This window comes from Ruminococcus sp. 1001136sp1, from assembly GCF_039841815.1.
GTDB classification, from domain to species: domain Bacteria; phylum Bacillota; class Clostridia; order Lachnospirales; family Lachnospiraceae; genus Blautia_A; species Blautia_A faecis.
The window spans coordinates 1-20,837 of the sequence record NZ_JBDPGY010000033.1; the positions used below are offsets into that span (position 1 = coordinate 1).

Genomic DNA, 20,837 nt, shown 5'->3' on the forward strand with positions numbered 1-20,837 from the left:
TCCTTGCCAATATTAACCGGTGCTGCCGCAATTGCCTCTGCTAATGTGGAATAGGATGTCTGGGTTCCATCTGCTGCTCTTACAATAACCAATCCAGGATTTTCAGCAGGAGGAGTAGGCTCAGCATTTTCCATCATAAACTCGATTGCATCACTGCTTCCAAATCCATCCTGATCCATTTCCTGTGCTTCTTCATCATAGAAACCATTTGCAATCTGTTCATCAATAATAAAATCAGTTTCACTTTCAAATTCATCAGTTATTTCCGTAGCAAATTCATCTTTTCCCCTATTTTCTTCAGCCATTACAGCAATCCTACTTATCGGGACTGCTGTAACAACCACAGCTGCAGCCAAGATTGCCGATAACATCTTCTTTCTCATCCTTTGTGTCCTCCCAACATCTTATAGTATCGAACTAATTGTACTATAATAGTAAATCGCTACAACATAGAAGTCAATCCACAAAAAGCGAAAAAATAGGGCAATTACACAATTTCCTGTATAACTACCCTATTATTATTCTATACCTAGTTTCAACACTCCGGTTCCACCCAGACACCTAAAACACATTTCCCAAAAAATCCATAAAAGAGAGTGCGCATATATCCTTAAGCCTAGCATAATGCAATATAACCTTTAAAGCTTATAATTCCAAAAGCTTCCAATTCAAGCATATGTAAACTCTATTTTGTGGGTTTTGTGTGAGATTGAAATGTAAGTAAGATTGATAAGTAAAAAGCCAAGCCGCATGAGCCTGACTATCTTTTGTATGGTTATGTATTAAGTATGTTAGTTTTGATCGGATGATGAAAAAAAAGCATAACCATATGTAGCATTTAATGCTTCTTGATCCAGAAATTCAAAAGCGAAGCATGTTTTTAAATAATTCATTCTTTCACATTTATTGTTTTGATATAATGGACAATATTCATAAAATAAAGAGTTATTTTGATCTACGAATCTTTTATTCATATAAATATGATGATTAGGATCTAAAAATAAAAACGAAATTAAATTTCTGATACGCTCAAAAACTATACGTGTTGGGCTATAGTAAAAGCCCTGTGAATTGGCACAGAGCCTTTGTTACCTCATCATCTTCTCAAACATGTCGGCTAATTTCTTAGCACCGATTTCAGCCTTCGGAGAAGGGTTCCGATTGGCTTCTTTATATATCTTCTTAGCTTCTTCACCCTTTATTACTGGTGTTGCAGCAATCTGTGTTGACATTATGGTTACCTCCTTGTGTGGCGGATTAGTGGTGGATCTCTCTAGGGATATTATAACACGGATTTGATGTAGACTATGTAAATATTGTGATACATCTATTCTCAAGAAGATTCTGCTTCTGCAACTAATTGTTTCGCTAATTCGTACATTTCTTTTTCATAATCAATTTCTTTTATAGATGGCACTCTAAAGCTAAACGCTGTATGTCCATCTCTATTAGTAATTGAAAAATCTCCTGTTCTGATTATATCCATTCCAATAATACAATCAAATTTATCTTCGATATTATTTTCTATAACTGATAAGCCAGTTGCTTCTACACATTTTGGTATTGTTAAATTGATATTATATTCATTTGTCAAAATTTCTTCACTTGCTGTATTCACTTTGTGTTTTCCAGTTGGTTTCAATCCTAATTCTTTAATAACCTTTTTACTAATTGATGTACAAGAAGCACCTGTATCCCACAAAGCATTCCACTCTTTGGTTTCATCAATAACAATATCTGTATCACGCACATCTGAAGTAATAAATACTTCTGTTATTATCTGACTTACTAATTTATCCCATCTTCTTGTTATTCCCTGAAAGTATTCCAGACTCATATTTTCCTCTTATTCTTTTATAAATGTTGTCATAATAGATGCTGTATACCCTGATTCATCACCGTTACATTCCTGAATAATATATGTACCAAGCTTATATTTGTCTGAGAGAGCTTGTATTGCTTCATTCACTGTTTTAAATGCTCCAAGAATTTTCTTATTTTTCAGTGCTATAAAGGATTTTCCATATTTATTATATAGATCCTGGTATATACTTACAAAATATTTGAAATCATTTAATCTGTCTTGTTCTGTATATGTGTCCATATTGTCAACCCTCCAATCTGTTCTTTTCTACTAATATATTACTATATTTTACTGTATATTTCTATGTACAATGTGGTCTAATGACCATAATAAAAGCCCAGGCATTCACCCAGGCTTTATAGTGTGTTATTAATCTACAGTTGGCTTCGGCGTGGACATAAGCTCCTTCAGTTCATCAATCGTGTAACCGTTGGAATCCATAAGATCTGCAAGGGCTGTAAGCTGGGCTGCACGTTCGGCTTTAGATTTCTGGTCTGCATCCATGTCTTTAGGAATCACCTTGCAAACAATTTCTCCTGTTTCCGGATCGGTATACACAGAAAAGTCATTTTCTCTAAAAATTCGTTTCATCCGCAAATACTCTTCAGAATGTTGCTTTTTCTTATGTACAAGTGGCTTACTTGTGATCCATGGTGTCTTGGACGGTACTGCAAATACACACCCTTGTAATTCTTCATTTTGTTCCACAATATCTCCCTCTCAATCTGTTATCTCAACTTTCCAGTTCATCATAGCTTCATACACACTGTATGGAATCTTGTCCTTGTATCTCTTCGCAGTGTCCTTGATGTATTGTTCCTTATACTCTTTATACTTCTGGAATGCTTCTTCCGGTGTTTTGAAAGTACCAAGTTTAATACTCTTCTGATCTGCCACAAAAGCAGCCCTATAATATCTAATTCCACAAGCATTACTTTTTTCAGCATGTACACCTAATGGATATTTGCCACGATTAGCTTTACCATTCGTAAATAATGTATTAATAAATTCAGGAACAATACAGCAGTTCTCGGGACCATATTCTTTATTACCTTTCACCAGAATATCTTTGTCCAAATTTAAGGAACTATCACCACAATTATGACTCTCATACCATTCTTTAAAATTACTGAAATTCTTCCATTCCTCGCATACTGTACAGCATTTATACGTCTTCTGTCTGTTTTGGATTTTCTCATTATAGCAGCGACTTAACATGGCTCTCCACTTCTTATAAACAGTTGTATTACTCTTGCCCTTTTCATCTGAACAACCAATATATCCAACACTACAAACAGTAGGTATAAAATTCTCAGCTTCCCATCCACTAGGTTTATATTTCTTATTGTCTTTTATATTTGCAATATCTTTCTCAGATACTTTTCCAGTAAGATCAAACACTTTTTGTACAGCCTCATATTCTTTCTGATTCAGCGGATATAAATTTCTGTAATAGTTATCTTCAATAGCATTATCACAGTGCCAAATATATATGTTATTGTGCCAGTCTGTATTTACAACAAAAGCTTTCACAACTGCAACATCTGCATACACTTTTTCTTCTTCAAAAATCCACTTGTTTCTACGGAACACATTTTTCTTTAGCATGTAATATAATCGTTTCGTATTTTCGTCATATTGTCCTTGTACAAGCTGATACTGTTCATTCTCTAACTGTAATACTCTTCCATAATTTGACAGCCATATATCCTGATAATCATTCTGTTTTATGAAAGTTTCATCCATTCCAAGTAATGTAATATCAAGCCCAGTTTTAGACAAATCAAGTTCTCTCTTAGAATTGATTGTTTTATATTGCCGTTCATATTTTGGAGCTGGAATATCTGGTTTTGGCGGTACTCCATACAATTTCTCATTACGTTTCTTGATCTTATTCTTTTTGTTTATTGCGTTTGTACATTCTTTGCATTCTGAACGTGGTACAACCTTTCCAGATTCATATTTTCTGGTAAAGAAACTGCTTATCGGTAATGTCCTTCCGCATTTCGTACATAATTTTGTCTCTGGGGCAGCAGCCTTTTCCCCAATATTTTTTTCATCTTCCGTCTTATCTGTAACTGTCTTATCATCTAACATAAGTCTCCTTTCGTTCTAAGCAAAAAAGACAGTCATATCTTGACTGCCCTTCTGCCCTGGCTTTATTTATGAGTGCTGCCAGGTGGCACTGATACATAATATAAAAACACATACCCCATTAAGGGCTTGCGATTTCTTACTTTATAAGGGAGTAGAAACAACCGACACCCTTTCAAGCCTTTTTCACATATTCAATTTTTCTAAACAGTGGCTCTATCTCTTTCAGCTGATAGTCCACCTTTTTATTTCCTGCATCTGTCTCTTGAATGTACAGCACTGTTCCCAGTACACCGATCACAGAATACAGCTTACCGGAGTCTGATACGATTTCGCCCCGGCGTATTACATTTTTATCCATATCTGGTCTGATTCCTTTCTGAAATTGTCCCATAAAATCACAGTTTTATAGTTTGCTCTATAGTAATGCTTTAAAACGCATTATACGGCTCAAATTTCGATTTTAATTCTATTAGTGGGGAAATTGTTGTCTGAAATGAAATAAACGAAATTTAGCCCATACACAGCGTTATTTACTGTGCATAGGCTAATAAAAGAGGATGACACATATTTGTGCTCATAAATGAACACTAAAATAAGCCCACGAGTAACACATCAAAAACTCATGGACTTATTCAGGTATTCATATTTAATTTTGAACAAAAAAATAACCACAGATAAAATCTCTGTGATTTTGTGAATTTTCTGTGAAATCTTATTAAATTTACCACATTTGCAGGCTCATCCTCCTATAAATATATTTTGTCGTTTATAAGAAATGATTACCTTTTTTACTTTTGATTGCCTTTTTGATTACCTTTCTATTTTTCATTAAAACAGAAAGTCCGCAAACCCTTGATTTTACTGCATTAATCGGGGCAACAGGATTTGAACCTGCGACCTCACGGCCCCCAGCCGTGCGCGCTACCAAGCTACGCCATACCCCGCGAACAGTTGATATTGTATCAAATGTTATAATAAAAATCAACAGTTTTTTCAAAAAACAAATTAAAATCGTCTGTAAGTGTTACTGTGAACGGAATAGACGGGTAACCCATGTATAACTCTCCTATCCAATTATAAAAGAACCTTGAACGTAGGTAAAACTGCAATTTTATTGAGAAAAATCACAGAAATCAAGGTTTTCGCCCATATACCAAAAGGCCTTGACAGCTGGTTTTCCCAGTCCATCAAGGTCAGTTTTTATGCTTGGACAAATTTCTATTGATTGGGAGTTTTGCCCTTTAACAGGATATTTTACTTTGCCTGTTAACAATTATATTAATGCTGTGCATTAATATAATTAACAAGTCCTTCCGCCTTAATGATCTTCTGCATAAATTCCGGGAAAGCCTGCCCTTTAAATTCAGTTCCTTTGGTGCGATTGTAGATCATGCCAGAATCAAAATCCACCTCTACCTCATCCCCCTCATCAATGCCCTTGCTTGCTTCCGGGCACTCAATGATCGGAAGTCCAATGTTGATTGCATTTCTGTAAAAAATTCTGGCAAATGTCTCTGCGATAACACAGCTGACACCAGCTGCCTTAATAGCGATCGGCGCATGTTCACGGGAAGAACCGCAGCCAAAATTCTTAGTTGCTACAATAATATCACCCTTCTGTACTCTTTTTACAAAAGTATTATCAATATCCTCCATGCAATGAGTTGCCAGTTCTGCCGGGTCTGAAGAATTCAGATAACGTGCCGGAATAATAACATCTGTATCAACATTATCTCCATATTTAAAAGCTCTGCCTTTTGCCTGCATGATAAGTACTCCTCCTTATAATCCTAATTCTTCCGGTGCACAAATATAACCGGTTACTGCACTTGCTGCAGCTACTGCCGGGCTTGCCAGGTAAACTTCAGACTCCACATGTCCCATACGTCCTACAAAGTTGCGGTTAGTAGTAGAAATGCAGCGCTCACCAGCGGCCAGAATACCCATGTATCCACCAAGGCACGGTCCACAGGTAGGTGTACTTACAACTGCTCCAGCCTCAATGAAAATCTTAAGAAGCCCCTCTTCCATTGCCTGCAGATAAATTGCCTGAGTCGCAGGAATCACAATACAGCGAAGCCCTTTCTTAACCTTGCGTCCCTTCAGAATCTGAGCTGCAACACGAAGGTCGTCAATACGGCCATTCGTACAGGATCCGATTACAGACTGGTCTACAACAACCGGCTCTCCAATCTCAGAAATGGTCTTAGTGTTCTCTGGTAAATGAGGGAACGCAACGGTTGGTTCCAATGTGCTAAGATCAATTGTGTACTCAGCTTCATAAACAGCATCCTCATCAGCCTCGTATGCTGTATACGGGCGCTTGGAATGCTCTTTCATATATTCGATTGCAAGATCATCAACCGGGAAAATCCCATTCTTTCCGCCAGCCTCAATTGCCATATTAGCAATAGTAAAACGGTCGTCCATAGACAGGTTTTTAATTCCCTCTCCCACGAACTCCATAGATTTATAAAGAGCTCCGTCCACGCCAATCATTCCAATGATATGTAAGATCACGTCCTTACCGCTTACCCATTTTTTCGGTTTGCCAACGATGTTAAATTTAATGGCAGACGGTACCTTAAACCATGCTTTTCCTGTAGCCATGCCAGCTGCCATATCAGTACTTCCGACACCAGTGGAAAAAGCTCCAAGAGCTCCATATGTACAGGTGTGTGAATCAGCTCCGATAATCACATCGCCTGCAACTGTAAGACCTTTTTCCGGAAGGAGCGCATGCTCAATTCCCATCTGTCCTACATCAAAATAATTGGTGATATCGTGGCGACAGGCAAATTCACGAACACATTTACAGTGCTCAGCAGACTTAATATCCTTATTCGGAATAAAGTGATCCATTACCAGTGCAATTTTATCTTTGTCAAATACGGTATCTACCGTCATCTTATCCATCTCATGGATAGCTACCGGAGAAGTGATATCGTTTCCAAGAACAAGGTCAAGCTGTGCCTCTATAAGCTGTCCTGCTTCTACATGATCCAGACCTGCATGCGCTGCCAGGATCTTCTGAGTCATTGTCATTCCCATTTTAGTATTCCTCCTGATTCATTGTATGTTGATATTTTAGCATACTTTCTGTTATAATAAAAATACATATTAATCATAGTTATTATAATTTGTAGTTATATATCACTGTTCACTGGTGCTATTCTGTAAAGTATTATTTTGAGCGTAGTTCACAAAAACCTGAGAAACTTGGCGAAAAATCATTCGAATGCGTGATTTTTGTACATTGTAAGATATATTGTCATGGACAAGGGTAAGCAATATTGTTATATATTCAGGAGGAATTTATGCAGGAAAATCTGTCTCTTTATCATATATTTTACACAGTCAGCCGCACTGGCAATATCTCATCCGCTGCTAAGGAGCTGTACATCAGCCAGCCTGCCATCAGCCGTGCCATTAAGAAATTGGAAAATAATCTGGACACCACTCTTTTCAAGCGCAGTTCCAGAGGCGTAACCCTCACCCCTGACGGCCAGATTCTATATGAAAAAGTAAAAGGAGCCTTCGACCTTCTTTCCGAAGGAGAGGATTCCATTCTTCACAATCGTTCCAGAGAGATTCCCAGGCTGCGCATCGGTGCCAGCACCACTTTATGCAAATATGTACTTATGCCCAGGCTGAAAGATTTCATAGCTGCCAATCCGCAAATCCGTATTACAATCTCCTGCCAGCCCACCTACCAGACCCTGAAACTTCTTGAAGAAGACAAAATAGACATCGGCCTGATCGGACGACCGCAGAAGCTATCCGGATACGAATTTTTGCCTCTGCTGCAGATCCAGGATACCTTTGTCGCTACACATCAATACCTGGAGAATCAGCACCAGCTTTTTCCATCAGAACCCCTTCAGCACACTGCTACTTTCATGCTTCTTGACGAACAGAATATAACCAGACAGTCCGTCAATACCATGCTTCATGAGCACCAGATGCAGCTTGGTCACATTCTGGAAGTCAGTTCCATGGATCTTTTAATCCAGTTTGCACAGGTGGGCTTGGGAATTGCATGTGTGATCAAAGAATTTGTGCAAAATGATCTTGATAAAGAAATACTTGTGGAAGCGCCTCTGGGTCTGACTTTCCCATCAAGGGAAATCGGATTTGTATGCAAGAAAGGGAGCGAAAATCAGAAGCTTCTGACACAACTGGCAGAAATCTAGAGAAATTCCGCTTCGCTACACCGAAGTAGCGCAAAAAATCCGGGTTTCCCCGGATTTTTACGGGTCCCTTCGGCTCCGCTTCGCTACACCGAAGTAGCGCAAAAAAATCCGGGTTTCCCCGGATTTTTTTTGCTTAGTTATTAATAAGCTTATCTTCGCCGTTCCAGCTGTAGAGTTTACGGATTTCTTCGCCAACTTTCTCAGATGGATGCTCAGAAGCTTTCTTTCTCATAGCTTTGAAATGAACCTGACGTCCAGCTGGGCTCATATCAAGCAGGAAGTCTTTTGCGAAAGTACCATCCTGGATATCGGAAAGGATTTTCTTCATTGCTTTCTTTGTATCTTCTGTAATGATCTTCGGTCCTGTGATGTAGTCACCGTACTCAGCTGTGTTGGAGATGGAATATCTCATTCCAGCGAAGCCTGACTGATAAATCAGGTCTACGATCAGCTTCATTTCGTGGATACACTCGAAGTATGCATTTCTTGGGTCATAACCAGCCTCGCAAAGAGTCTCGAAACCAGCCTGCATAAGTGCACAAACACCACCGCAAAGTACTGCCTGCTCTCCAAAAAGGTCTGTCTCTGTCTCTGTACGGAATGTAGTCTCAAGAAGTCCTGCTCTTGCACCACCAATAGCAAGTCCGTATGCAAGTGCTTTGTCAAGTGCTTTTCCTGTGTAATCCTGCTCAACAGCTACCAGACAAGGAGTTCCTTTGCCAGCCTGATACTCGCTTCTTACTGTATGTCCTGGTGCTTTTGGAGCAATCATGGTAACATCTACATTCTTTGGCGGAACAATACATCCGAAATGAATGTTGAAACCATGAGCAAACATAAGCATATTGCCTTCCTCAAGGTTTGGCTCGATATCTTTCTTATACATATCAGCCTGTTTCTCATCATTGATCAGAATCATGATGATATCAGCCTTCTTTGCAGCCTCAGCTGCTGTATATACTTTAAATCCCTGCTCTTCAGCTCTCTTCCAGGATCTGCTGCCTTCATAAAGACCGATAATGACGTCACATCCGGACTCCTTCAGGTTCAGTGCGTGAGCATGTCCCTGGCTGCCGTAACCGATAATTGCGATTGTTTTTCCATCTAATAAAGAGAGATTACAATCTTCCTGGTAAAAAATTCTTGCTGACATTTTCGTTTCCTCCTACTGTGTTAAAACTTAAAAATATATATCGTTAAGGGAATATATATACATATTCTGTGTATGATTATTCATTCCAGAAATACGCCCCTTAGCAAACCAAATAAATAATCCTGCCTTCAGAATTCTCCGCCTGCGGCATCTGCCTCCTGCGGCATCTGCCTGATCAGCGCTTCCGCAATTACAAAAATTTCACCCCATGAGAGCCTCTCTCAAGACCCATAACACCGGCACGTGCCAGTTCCAGAATCTCGTAATCTCCCATAAGATTAATAAATGCCTCCAGCTTGGTCTTGCTGCCTGTCATTTCTACAATGAGAGAATCCTTGCTCACATCTACAACCTTGGCACGGAAAATATCCGCAATGGAAACAATTCCCTGTCTCTGCTCCGGTGCGGCTGCAACCTTCACAAGAACAGTCTCACGAACTACGCTGTCAGATGGATCCAGGACTTTGATATCCCTTACATCAACAAGCTTCGCAAGCTGTTTCACAATCTGATCAAGAATTGCGTCATCTCCGCTGCACACTACTGTAATGCGGGTATAATTCACATCCGCTGTAACTCCGGCAGTGATACTGTCAATATTATAACCACGACGGCTGAACATTCCGGCGATCCGGCTGAGTACACCTGACGTGTTGTCAACTAGTAAAGATAAAATCTTATTTTGCATAAATATAATCCTGCTTTCGTGCTTCAGATTGATATGGTTATCATTATAACAACATAATTTATTTTGTCAATGCTACACTTCAAAAAAGTTTTAATGTTTTATAGCATTAAAGCATTTTTATTCATATAACACACTTTCATTTCACTATTAACATATTTACACAGTATGAAGTATCTATATTTTACGTAAATATTTTATATCAGATATTTACTCTGCAGGTCTGTCACTGTCTTTTGGTTCAGATAAAGTCCTCTTCTCAAAAAACGCTCCACATTTCCATATTCCGCATAAATCGTACGAAACATTCTGTCCAGATATTCCTCTTTTACCCTGAAAAGCGCTGATACTTTATTTACATTTGCAATACTGTCCAGTCTGTTTGCCTCAAGGTAACGCAGCATATAATCCAGTTCTCCTGCCAGGCACACATTGGAACGTATAAAATCCTCCCGGATCACATCTCTGTGAACTCCAAGAGCACAAAGAAGAAGGGCTGTCACTACCCCCACTCTGTCTTTTCCGAAGCTGCAGTGCCAGAGAGCAGCACCATTTTCGTGATGCAGCAGTACATCCATAAATCTGGCACATTGTTTCACTGAATACTGATCCTTTACAAAATTCTCATACTGCTGCTCGATCAGACTCTCTATATCGCCATCATACTCCAGAACCTTTTTCAACATATCATTTGTCTGCAGTATTCCCAAAACACTTTTCGGAGAATCACTGATAGTCTCTTCATCGATCATGGGGATGTGATAATATTCCACTCCCTTTACCACAATGTCCGGTCTTTCATTTCGTTCCAGCTGGTCTCTGAGATCAATCACGGTCTTCAGCTTGCAGTCCTCCTGCAAAACATGCTGATCAGCCATAGAAGCATGATAAAGATTTCCGCTTCGAATAAGCTTTCTGGGAAGGATATGACGCCCATCCTTTGTGGCGATCGCCCCAAGATCTCTTGTATTGGAAAGACTCTGCATCGTAATCCGTCCGCCCTTAGGAAATCCGGTAGCCATTTCCGGATTGAAAAGTTTCAGAATCCGCAGGCAGTCCTGTGCCTCATGCTCCGTCATCTCAAACTGATATCGCTTCTTTCTCCTGGTAATGATCACCAGATAATTAGAGATCATCTGCTTCACTGCTTCTTCTGCGTTTTCGCCTTCCCGATGGATATACGCCCAGACAATATCTCTGCAAGGAAGATTATTCTGTATCATATGTCTGAAAAAGATCAGGTTTCCATCTTCTACGCGAATCTTACCGTATCTCATATTTCTCCTCCATTCGTTGCCTTTCATTCTTACGATACCACAGAAAACAAAATTTGACAATTATTGGAAAAAGTTTATAATCAAAAAAGATATGTCGGGGTTACTGTGAACAGAATGAACAGCAACATGTTGACAAACTTAGAAAGGTGAATTTTTTATGGATAATCTGATTTTTTGCCTCAATGCAACCATTCCTATTTTTTTGACCCTTATGCTGGGTTATTTTCTTCGAAAAATTAATCTTTATGATGATTCCTTTGTTGCACAGATGAACAAATTTGTATTCAAGGCAGCCTTACCCGCACTTTTGTTTATGAATGTGGCTGAATCAGATTTTATTAAAGTTTGGGATACAAAGTTTGTTCTCTTTTGTTTTGGCGCTACGTTTTGCAGCATTGCCATTTCTATCGGTCTTTCCTTCCTGCTGAATCCAAGGGACATACAGGGAGAATTTGTCCAGGCCTCTTACCGCAGCAGCGCGGCAATCCTCGGCATTGCTATCATCCAGAACCTTTATGGAGATGCCGGTATGGCACCTCTTATGATCATAGCAAGCGTTCCTCTCTATAATGTAATGGCAGTCATGGTTCTCTCTTTTATGAAGCCTGACAATCAGGGAATGAACAAACAGATGCTCCTAAAAACCTTAAAAGGAATTGCCAGCAACCCTATTATTCTTGGAATCCTGGCAGGTCTTATCTGGTCTGTCCTTCGTCTGCCTCTTCCAACAATCCTTTCCAGTACTGTCAATAACCTCGGAAAAACAGCCACACCTCTTGGACTGATGGCCATGGGTGGTGCCCTTCATTTTGGAAAAGCTTTTTCCAGATTAAAAGCAACTATCGCCTGCACTTTTATGAAGCTGATCGGCTTTTGCACCATTTTTCTTCCAGTTGCTGTCAGACTTGGATTTACCCATGACAAGCTGGTTGCCATTCTGATCATGCTTGGTTCTGCTACCACAGTAAGCTGTTATATTATGGCAAAAAACATGGGGCACGAAGGGTCTTTTTCCTCCAGTGTCATTATGCTCACTACATTATTCAGTGCTTTTACTCTCACTATCTGGCTGTTCATTTGCAAGAGTTTAGGATTGATTTAATGGATTCTGTTACATATCCTTGTCAATGCCAGACAGTATTTCATACAATGCCTCCAGGCTATATGGCAAAATATCCTCATCAATCTGAAATTTCGGATGATGCAGCGGATAACCCTTATCAGGAATTCCTGCCAGAAATACACTGAACAAGCCCTTTGTATGTAAAAAATACCGATAGGCATTGTCTCCGGACAAAAACAGCTGCTCCTCGCCTTCCAGAAGAAACTGCTCTCCAAATATCTTCCTTCCTGCAGTTTCCGCAATCCTGGTAAGCTCCGGATCATTTGCAAAAGGCAGAACTGCAGGCTTTGGATATTCCAACTCGATCCTTGTTCCCGTCTTTGCTTCTATTTCATTCAGGGTTTCCTTCAGCCGCTTATCCAGCGCCTGGTAATCTTCTTCATAAGCAGCCCGGATATTTCCCCGCAGAGTCACAAGATCTGTAATAATATTAGAGTATTCTCCACCATGAATGGTTCCGATTCCGATCAGGCAGGGACCTTTTCCTTTATACGCTTCATTAAGATCATGAAGGGCTTTTACCACCAGAGAAGCCGCATAAATACTGTCAATTCCTTTATGAGCCTCACACCAGTGGCTGGATTTTCCATGAACACGGATTTCCATGCCATTGATCATAGCCGAAGCCTGTCCCTCATGCACTGCCATTCCAAAAGACTGATCCACTGCGTAATGAAACATGAGAAAAATATCTGGTTCTCCATCAAGGGCACCTGCTACCAGCATTCGCTTTGCACCTTCACCGATTTCTTCAGCAGGTTCAAAAAGGAACCGCATCCGCACTGGAAAATCCTCTCCCTCTTCCGCCAGAATCCTCGCCAGCACCAACGCCGAAGCCACGATGCCATCATGACCACAGGCATGCATGACTCCGGCATTTTCCGATGCGTAAGACAGTCCGGTTTGTTCCTGTATAGGAAGTGCATCCATCTCTGCGCGAAGCACAACTTTCTTTTTGCCGGCAAAAGCTGCCTCATCCTGACAGGGATGCTCCGCAATGATCCCCGTAGGCTCCACAATCCGAAACCGATAGCCTAATTTTCCCAGATACTCCTGTATAAAAGCAGATGTCTCAAACTCCTGAAGCCCCAGTTCCGGATGCCTGTGGAAATGACGCCGCAATCTGATCAGCTCTTCTTTGTATTTTTCAAATTTACATTGGTAATTTAATTGCTCTGCCATATTTTATCCTTTACCCTTATCTCGGAGTACGCGAATTGTCTGAAATGCTCTAAAGTAACATCTAAATCAATCCCAGGTGCTCCAACCCGTTTTTAATTCCATAATGAAAAATATCCGTTGTCACGTAATCAGCCAGCTTCTTGATTCCGGATGCCGCATTTCCCATTGCCACCTTCGTCTTTGCATATTCGAACATAGACAGGTCATTATTGCTGTCACCAAATACAATGGTATCTTCATGTGCAATATCAAAAATCCTGCATACAGCTGCAATGCCAACAGCCTTGGAAAAGCCTTTCGGGATCATCTCAATGGTATCCCCGGCAAGACCTTCCCCTACATGGCCAATAAACTCATAATAGTCCTCAAGCTCCGCACAGGCCTTCTCAGGATCACTTCCCGGCACGATCTTAGAACTGATCTTATTAATATGAAGGTCGTGTTCATACCCCTTAACAGGACGCCACTTAGCCCCCAGAGCCTTTGTGATCAGATCAGCATACCAGTTAATATCTGTATTATACTCATCCTTATCGTAGTACATCCAATCAGCACCCTCCATCACCGGAATCATGCCATATTTCCGAAGGACCTCCACCGAATGCCATGCTGCCTCCGTGGTCATCTCCTTGTTAAAAAGCCTTTTGCCATCTTTCTCAATGGTACATCCACAGGCACTGATCATTCCTGTAAAAGGGATCTGTTCCAGATAATCAGGCACAAACGCCCTGCTTCTTCCTGTACACAGCCATGCCTGATGGCCATTCTTCACCAGTTTTGTAATCGCCTCTACAGCACTGGCCGGTGTCCCCTTTTCAATATCACAGATCGTACCATCAGCATCAAAAAACACTGCTTTTTTGTGAATCTGCTGTCCACTTCCTGTAGAAGAAGCACCTTCATAACTTCCCTTGAAAATGTTATCAGGCATAAAATACCCCCGCAAGCTTTACAAAGTCGCAGGTATCTTTCACACCGGCAGTCTCATAAGGAGAATGCATAGCCAGCTGCGGCAGTCCAATATCTACTGTATTTAAAGCCACCTGCGTATTGGAAATATTTCCCAGAGTGGAGCCGCCGGCTACGTCCGAACGATTCACGTAAACCTGACAGGATACCCCTGCCTCTTTACAGAGTTCCTTAAACATCGCTGCCGAAATACCATCTGTGCAGTACTTCTGGTTCGCATTATACTTCACCGCAATTCCGGCATTAATATGCGGTCGGTTCACCGGATCCGCCTTCTCAGGGTAGTTCGGATGAATCGCATGTGCATTATCCGCAGAGATCATAAAGCTCTTTGCCAGAGAGATCAGATAATCCTCGTAGCTTCTTCCAAGCCCCAGATTAATGCGAAGGAGGGTATCCCGAAGGAAAGTAGATGCAGCCCCCTGCCTGGTGCCGCTTCCCACCTCTTCATTATCCATTACCATATGTACACAGATGCTCTTCTCATTTTTTCCAGCAATCAGTCCTTCCATAGAGGAAAAAGCGCACTGCAGATCATCCAGTCTTGGCGCAGAGACAAATTCCTCCTCACTGCCCCAAACCGTACCAGGCATGCGGTTATAAAGGAACAGATCATGTCCCAGAATGTCCTCTTCTTTCACCCCTGCTGCCTCTGCCACAGTTTTAAAGAAAGATCCCTTAGCGCTCTCCAGGCCATAAAGAGGAAGCATATCCTTCTGCACATTATACTTATAACCGCTGTTCGCCTCACGATTCATATGGATAGCCAGATTCGGGATCATCAACATATCCTTGTCCACAATCACAAGCTTCTCACAAATCTGTTCATCCTCCTTCACGATCAGACGTCCAGCCACAGAAAGGGGGCGGTCAAACCAGGGAGCCAGAAGCGCACCACCATAAAGTTCCACATTCAGCTTCACATACCCATTTTCCACCATCTCTGGATTCTCCTTGATCTTCAAAGACGGGGAATCACTGTGGCTTGCAATAATATGGAACACGTCGCTGGAAACCTCCGGCACGGTAAATGCAATGATTGCCGAATGATTCCGGATCACAAAATACTTCCCACCGTTTTTTATCTCCCAGTGCTCATCTTCCTTTAACTCTGTAAATCCATTCTCCGTAAATCTTGTTTTCATCATCTCCACTGCCTGAAATGCAGTAGGGCTCTCTTTGATAAATGTAAGTAATTTCTCTGCTGTATGATTCATTTCTAAACTCCTAAATATTTTTCTATACTTTTCCCTTTGCCACACCCCCGCAATCGTTTTGCGAGCCCCGCTCGCCAAAGTGATAAGTCATACCACATTTGAACCAGTTCCAACCGATACACAGGGGAGGTGGCAGCGGGTACTGCTTGTGGGGCTTGGGGATTTTCGGCAGGTTTGCGAGCATAGCAACACTCTCAATCTTTAATAATCAACGCCATAAACACCAGATCCGTATTCCCCGTATTCGCCAGTCCATGACCTCTTCCATCTGGTGTAAAGGTAATATCGCCTGCTTTCACATGTCTCCAGGAAGTCCCATTGTCATTATATTCCCCTTCCCCGGTCAGAATATAATAGGTCTCACTCTCCCCATAATGCATATGAAAACCAAGAGAACATCCCGGTTCCAGAGTCACCTCTGCATAAAGCCCACACTTCCCATTTAACTGCTGCTCATCCAGCAGCTCCTTGATAATCACATGTCCATTCCCCTCACACATATGCTCAATACGATTGATCTTCATATCCAGACTCCTCCTTCGTAAAAGGGCACATCCCCAGCTTTCGCCAGAGATGCGCCCTGTTTTTCAGCTTTCTTCAATTATAATTACAAACTCTTGATCCTGTCAATGGCTTTCAGAGTATTCTCATAAGTTCCAAACGCAGTCAGACGGAAATAGCCCTCTCCATGAGAACCAAAACCAGAACCTGGCGTACCAACCACATTTGCATTTTTAAGGAGATAATCAAAAAACTCCCAGGAAGTCATTTTATCCGGTGTTTCCAGCCAGATATAAGGTGCATTCACACCACCTGAAACAGAGAAGCCAGCTTTCGCCAGCTCATCATGGATCAGCTTTGCATTTCTCATATAATAGCCAACCTGATCCTTCAGCTGAGCCTTACCTGCCTCAGAATAGACAGCCTCTCCTGCCTTCTGTACAATATAAGGAGCACCGTTAAACTTGGTGCCGTGACGTCTTGCCCACAGACTGTGAAGTGATACCCCATCTCGTACCAGTTCCTTCGGAATAACCGTAAATCCAAGACGAACACCAGTAAATCCGGCATTCTTGGAAAAGCTTCGAAGTTCAATCGCGCATGTTCTCGCACCCTCGCACTCATAAATACTGTGCGGTACATTTTCCTCAGAGATATAAGCCTCATAAGCTGCATCATAAATGATCACACAGCCATTTTTGTTGGCATAATCCACCCATTTCTGCAGTTCATCCTTTGTAATAGCAGAACCGGTCGGATTATTTGGAAAGCAAAGATAGATCAGATCCGGCACTTCTGATGGAAGCTCCGGCAAAAATCCATTTTCCTTGCGGCATGGCATATAGATCACACCGTCAAAATTCTCATGAACCGTATTATACTCTCCGGTACGGCCCGCCATAACATTGGTATCCACATAAACCGGATAAACCGGGTCACACACAGCAACCTTATTGTCTGTTCCAAAAATCTCCTGAATATTACCAGAATCACTTTTCGCACCATCAGAAACAAAAATCTCATCTGCTGCAATATTGCATCCTCTGTCCTGGTAATCGTTCTTTGCGATTGCCCTTCTCAGAAATTCATACCCAAGATCTGGCGCATAACCGTGAAAAGTCTCTGCGTGAGCCATCTCCTCGACTGCCCCGTGAAGAGCATCAATAATAGCCGGAACCAGCGGCTGTGTCACATCACCAATACCAAGGCTGATCACCTCTTTATCCGGATTCTCTTCTTTATAGGCACGCACTTTTTTTCCAATTGTAGAAAAAAGATAGCTTCCTGGCAGTTTTAAATAATTATGATTAACGGTAACCATCTGATTATCCTCCTGTAAATCTACTTTCTCTTCTCAACCTCAGCCAGCAGCGCCTCTCTCACGCTTGCCGGGTTTGCCTTGCCCTTCATTTCCTTCATGATCTGACCGACAAAGAAGCCCATAACCTTCTCTTTACCTCCAAGAAGCTCAGACAGCGGTCCAGGGTTCTCATCCAGAATCCTGCTGATGGTGCTGCTAAGAAGCCCGGTATCCTCCACGATCTTTAAGCCATGCTCTTCCACATAAGCTACCGGATCAACATCCTCATCAAATACCTTTTCAAATACCTTCTTGGCATTCTGTGGGCTTACCTCCTTCTTATCGACCATTGTGAGAAGATCTGCAAGATGCTGCGGTGTAAATCTTAACTTCTCAGCCTCAATGCCTTTTTCCTTCATAAGACGAAGCACTTCCACCATAAACCAGTTTGCCGCCTTTTTCGGATTGCCGCTCAGCGTAGCCACATCTTCAAACAAAGCAGCCAGATGTCTGGACTCTGTAAGAATCTGGGAATCATACTCCGGAAGACCAAACTCACTCTGATAACGGGCAGCCTTCTCCTCCCGGAACTCTGGCATCTCACTTCTGATTTTTGCGATCCACTCATCAGAAATATGGATCGGCGGAAGATCCGGATCCGGGAAATAGCGGTAATCCTTTGCATCCTCCTTAGAACGCATCGCATGAGAAGACTCTTTATTGTCATCCCATCTTCTGGTCTCCTGGATGACACTTTTACCCATCTCCAGAAGCTCGATCTGACGCTCTCTTTCGCCCTCAATAGCATGTGCAATGGCCTTAAAAGAGTTCAGGTTCTTCATCTCTGTTCTGGTTCCAAGTGTATCACTTCCTGCCACTCTCACAGAAAGGTTCACATCAGCACGCATGGAACCCTCCTGAAGCTTACAATCGGAAACGCCCAGATACTGCATGGTACAACGAAGCTTTTCCAGATAAGCGATAACCTCATCTGCACTTCTCATATCCGGCTCAGAAACGATCTCGATCAGAGGAACACCGCTTCGGTTATAATCTACCAAAGAGCAGTCCTCCCACTCATCATGGATCAGCTTACCTGCGTCCTCCTCCATATGCATCTCATGGATCCGGACTTTTTTCTTGCCAGCTTCTGTCTCGATCTCCACAAATCCATCATGGCAGATTGGCAGATACAGCTGGGAAATCTGATAATTCTGCGGATTATCCGGATAAAAATAGTTCTTACGGTCAAATTTGCAATACTGATTGATGCTGCAGTTTGTGGCAAGTCCTGCGCGCAGGGCAAATTCTACTACCTTTTTGTTTAATACCGGAAGAGAACCTGGCATACCAGTACACACCGGACAGGTGTGGGTATTGGGTGCCCCTCCAAATGCTGTGGAGCAGCCGCAGAAAATCTTTGTTCTGGTGGCAAGTTCTACATGAACCTCAAGTCCGATAATAGTCTCATACTGTTTCATGCTCTCTTACCTCCTTCCTCTGGTATTCCAAAATTTCCTCTTACGCTTTCATAGGCATGGGCAGCACGAAGGATCTTCCTTTCCATAAAACAGTCTCCGATCATCTGGATTCCGATTGGAAGTCCGGCACTGTCTTTTCCGCAGGGAACTGTAATTCCTGGAAGTCCGCAAAGATTTACGGCAACTGTATAAATATCCCCAAGGTACATTGTCATAGGGTCTTTTAAGCTTTCTCCGATCTTCGGCGCTGTATAAGGAGCTGCCGGGGCAAGAAGCACGTCATATTTTCCAAAAGCCTGATCAAACTCTTTTTTAATAAGTGCTTTGGTGCGCAGGGCTTTCAGATAATAAGCATCGTAATAACCAGAGCTTAAAACAAAGGAACCAAGCATGATACGACGTTTTACTTCTTCTCCAAAGCCCTCCGTTCTAGTACGTTTATACATATCATGAAGACCGTCATATTCTTTTGCACGATAGCCATATTTTACGCCATCAAAGCGCTCCAGGTTGGAGCTTGCTTCTGCGCTGGCAATAATATAGTATGCCGGAATCATATATTCCATAGTTTTGACAGAGAAAAATTCTACAATTGCTCCCATCTGGGTCAGCACTTTCAGGGTTTCCATAAAGGCATCTTTTACCTCTGGCGAAATTCCCTCTGACAGATATTCCTTCGGAACACCAAATTTCATTCCTGTAATCTTATCTGTCATCTCACTGGAAAAATCCAGGTCTTTTCGGTCAATGGAAGTACTGTCTTTCGGATCATGGCCAGCGATCACTTCCAGAAGTGCTGCGCAATCTGCCACATCTTTTCCAATCGGTCCGATCTGATCCAGAGAAGAGGCATATGCAACCAGCCCATAACGGGAAACCGTACCATAAGTAGGCTTCATTCCTGTCACACCGCAATAAGAACTTGGCTGACGGATGGAACCTCCTGTATCAGAGCCCAGTGCCAGATAAGCCTCTCCTGCTGCTACAGCTGCACAGGAGCCGCCTGAGGAGCCGCCTGGAACATGCTCTGTATTCCATGGATTTCTGGTAATGCCATAGGCAGAAGTTTCCGTCGTACTTCCCATGGCAAACTCATCCATATTTGTTTTTCCGATAATGATCATTCCTGCTTTTTCAAGCCGGCTGATCACCTCTGCCTGATACTGGGGAACAAATCCTTCCAGAATTTTTGACGCACAGGTAGTAGGTTTTCCCTGTACACAAATGTTATCTTTGATGGCAATGGGAACACCGGCAAGAGGACCGGTATAAGTTCCGTCCTCAATGCCTTTTTCCACCTCTTTTGCTCTTGCATACGCTTCTTTTTTATAAGTGTCCAGATATGCGTGGATTCTGTTATCTTTTTCCTCTATTTTAGAAAAGACATCCTTGACGCCGTCCAGAACACTGACCTCATGTTTTTTAATCTTATCAGCCAGTTGTAAGGCTGTTAATTTTTCTAATTCCATGTGAATGTCTCCTATCCTATGGTCTTTGGAACCTGATACTGTCCTTCTTTGGCTTTTGGCGCATTTGCAAGCATTGCCTCGCTGTTGTCACCATTTGTAACTTCATCCTCACGAAATACATTCTGGTCGCCAAAAATATGGGACATTGGTTCAACACTGGATGTATCCAGTTCATCCAGCTTATCTACATAATCAAGCATTTCCTGCATATCTTTTTTTGCCTTTTCCTTCTCTTCTTCTGTAAGGGAAAGTTTTGCAAGAATGCAGACATTTTCCATGGTTTCATCGTCAATCTGTTTTGCCATTTTCTCATCCTCCTGCACAGA

General features: G+C 41.9%; 22 protein-coding genes and 1 tRNA gene. 2 read left to right on the top strand and 21 right to left on the bottom strand.

Features of this window, described 5'->3' with window-relative positions:
- The 10 genes from ABHC48_RS19120 to leuC all read right to left on the bottom strand — a co-directional run.
- The coding region (locus tag ABHC48_RS19120; RefSeq protein WP_347505962.1) for a hypothetical protein at window positions 1–383 on the bottom strand (383 nt) is incomplete at its 3' end.
- A gap of 705 nt (window positions 384–1,088) precedes the next feature.
- On the bottom strand, window positions 1,089–1,232 hold the full coding sequence (locus ABHC48_RS19125) for a hypothetical protein (protein WP_347505963.1): 144 nt from the start codon (window positions 1,230–1,232) through the stop codon (window positions 1,089–1,091).
- Window positions 1,233–1,333: 101 nt separating this feature from the next.
- Complete coding sequence (locus ABHC48_RS19130; protein WP_347505965.1) at window positions 1,334–1,837, bottom strand: retropepsin-like aspartic protease; 504 nt, start codon at window positions 1,835–1,837, stop codon at window positions 1,334–1,336.
- 9 nt (window positions 1,838–1,846) lie between these two features.
- Window positions 1,847–2,104 (bottom strand): hypothetical protein, encoded by a 258-nt coding sequence (locus ABHC48_RS19135; RefSeq protein ID WP_347505967.1) that lies wholly within the window; start codon window positions 2,102–2,104, stop codon window positions 1,847–1,849.
- 129 nt (window positions 2,105–2,233) lie between these two features.
- A complete protein-coding gene (locus ABHC48_RS19140) occupies window positions 2,234–2,572 on the bottom strand; it encodes a hypothetical protein (RefSeq protein ID WP_347505968.1) in 339 nt (112 codons plus the stop codon).
- A 12-nt stretch (window positions 2,573–2,584) separates the two neighbouring features.
- On the bottom strand, window positions 2,585–3,961 hold the full coding sequence (locus tag ABHC48_RS19145; RefSeq protein ID WP_347505970.1) for a hypothetical protein: 1,377 nt from the start codon (window positions 3,959–3,961) through the stop codon (window positions 2,585–2,587).
- Between the two features lie 172 nt (window positions 3,962–4,133).
- The gene (locus ABHC48_RS19150) at window positions 4,134–4,319 is read right to left on the bottom strand and encodes a hypothetical protein (protein WP_347505972.1); all 186 of its coding nucleotides are present in this window, start codon (window positions 4,317–4,319) and stop codon (window positions 4,134–4,136) included.
- A 512-nt stretch (window positions 4,320–4,831) separates the two neighbouring features.
- Window positions 4,832–4,905 (bottom strand) — tRNA-Pro (locus ABHC48_RS19155).
- 334 nt (window positions 4,906–5,239) lie between these two features.
- Window positions 5,240–5,728, bottom strand: coding sequence for a 3-isopropylmalate dehydratase small subunit (gene leuD / locus ABHC48_RS19160; RefSeq protein WP_118578464.1), 489 nt, complete (start codon window positions 5,726–5,728; stop codon window positions 5,240–5,242).
- A 15-nt stretch (window positions 5,729–5,743) separates the two neighbouring features.
- A complete protein-coding gene (gene leuC / locus ABHC48_RS19165) occupies window positions 5,744–7,012 on the bottom strand; it encodes a 3-isopropylmalate dehydratase large subunit (protein WP_118578465.1) in 1,269 nt (422 codons plus the stop codon).
- Between the two features lie 266 nt (window positions 7,013–7,278).
- Between leuC and ABHC48_RS19170 the strand changes: the two genes are divergently transcribed.
- Window positions 7,279–8,154 (top strand): LysR family transcriptional regulator, encoded by an 876-nt coding sequence (locus ABHC48_RS19170; protein ID WP_237963575.1) that lies wholly within the window; start codon window positions 7,279–7,281, stop codon window positions 8,152–8,154.
- Window positions 8,155–8,287: 133 nt separating this feature from the next.
- Here ABHC48_RS19170 and ilvC read toward each other — a convergent pair whose 3' ends face one another.
- From ilvC to ABHC48_RS19185, 3 genes are all read right to left on the bottom strand, one after another.
- Window positions 8,288–9,307, bottom strand: coding sequence for a ketol-acid reductoisomerase (gene ilvC / locus ABHC48_RS19175; protein ID WP_118578467.1), 1,020 nt, complete (start codon window positions 9,305–9,307; stop codon window positions 8,288–8,290).
- Between the two features lie 190 nt (window positions 9,308–9,497).
- Window positions 9,498–9,995 (bottom strand): acetolactate synthase small subunit, encoded by a 498-nt coding sequence (gene ilvN / locus ABHC48_RS19180; RefSeq protein ID WP_118578468.1) that lies wholly within the window; start codon window positions 9,993–9,995, stop codon window positions 9,498–9,500.
- Window positions 9,996–10,189: 194 nt separating this feature from the next.
- On the bottom strand, window positions 10,190–11,269 hold the full coding sequence (locus ABHC48_RS19185) for a tyrosine-protein phosphatase (protein WP_118578469.1): 1,080 nt from the start codon (window positions 11,267–11,269) through the stop codon (window positions 10,190–10,192).
- A 157-nt stretch (window positions 11,270–11,426) separates the two neighbouring features.
- On the opposite strand from ABHC48_RS19185, the gene ABHC48_RS19190 reads away from it, so the two are divergent.
- Entirely contained in the window at window positions 11,427–12,371 is a 945-nt protein-coding gene (locus ABHC48_RS19190) for an AEC family transporter (RefSeq protein WP_173715510.1), read from the top strand.
- A 9-nt stretch (window positions 12,372–12,380) separates the two neighbouring features.
- On the opposite strand, the gene ABHC48_RS19195 is transcribed toward ABHC48_RS19190, so the two are convergent.
- The 8 genes from ABHC48_RS19195 to gatC form a co-directional block, all read right to left on the bottom strand.
- The gene (locus ABHC48_RS19195; RefSeq protein WP_347505975.1) at window positions 12,381–13,574 is read right to left on the bottom strand and encodes a M20 family metallopeptidase; all 1,194 of its coding nucleotides are present in this window, start codon (window positions 13,572–13,574) and stop codon (window positions 12,381–12,383) included.
- Window positions 13,575–13,635: 61 nt separating this feature from the next.
- Window positions 13,636–14,505, bottom strand: coding sequence for an HAD-IIB family hydrolase (locus ABHC48_RS19200; protein ID WP_207739487.1), 870 nt, complete (start codon window positions 14,503–14,505; stop codon window positions 13,636–13,638).
- Window positions 14,498–15,760, bottom strand: a complete 1,263-nt coding sequence (locus ABHC48_RS19205) for a M18 family aminopeptidase (protein ID WP_204452236.1) — start codon at window positions 15,758–15,760, stop codon at window positions 14,498–14,500. The genes ABHC48_RS19200 and ABHC48_RS19205 overlap by 8 nt, the downstream gene beginning before the upstream one ends.
- 194 nt (window positions 15,761–15,954) lie before the next feature.
- Window positions 15,955–16,284, bottom strand: a complete 330-nt coding sequence (locus ABHC48_RS19210) for a cupin domain-containing protein (protein WP_118578473.1) — start codon at window positions 16,282–16,284, stop codon at window positions 15,955–15,957.
- An 83-nt stretch (window positions 16,285–16,367) separates the two neighbouring features.
- The gene (locus ABHC48_RS19215; protein ID WP_195409683.1) at window positions 16,368–17,582 is read right to left on the bottom strand and encodes an LL-diaminopimelate aminotransferase; all 1,215 of its coding nucleotides are present in this window, start codon (window positions 17,580–17,582) and stop codon (window positions 16,368–16,370) included.
- Between the two features lie 20 nt (window positions 17,583–17,602).
- Window positions 17,603–19,042: an Asp-tRNA(Asn)/Glu-tRNA(Gln) amidotransferase subunit GatB gene (gene gatB / locus ABHC48_RS19220; RefSeq protein WP_173770056.1), complete on the bottom strand. Its 1,440-nt coding sequence runs from the start codon at window positions 19,040–19,042 to the stop codon at window positions 17,603–17,605.
- A complete protein-coding gene (gene gatA, locus ABHC48_RS19225; protein WP_195699313.1) occupies window positions 19,039–20,511 on the bottom strand; it encodes an Asp-tRNA(Asn)/Glu-tRNA(Gln) amidotransferase subunit GatA in 1,473 nt (490 codons plus the stop codon). The genes gatB and gatA overlap by 4 nt, the downstream gene beginning before the upstream one ends.
- 11 nt (window positions 20,512–20,522) lie before the next feature.
- Window positions 20,523–20,816 (bottom strand): Asp-tRNA(Asn)/Glu-tRNA(Gln) amidotransferase subunit GatC, encoded by a 294-nt coding sequence (gatC, locus tag ABHC48_RS19230; RefSeq protein WP_118578476.1) that lies wholly within the window; start codon window positions 20,814–20,816, stop codon window positions 20,523–20,525.
- Between the last annotated feature and the right edge of the window lie 21 nt (window positions 20,817–20,837).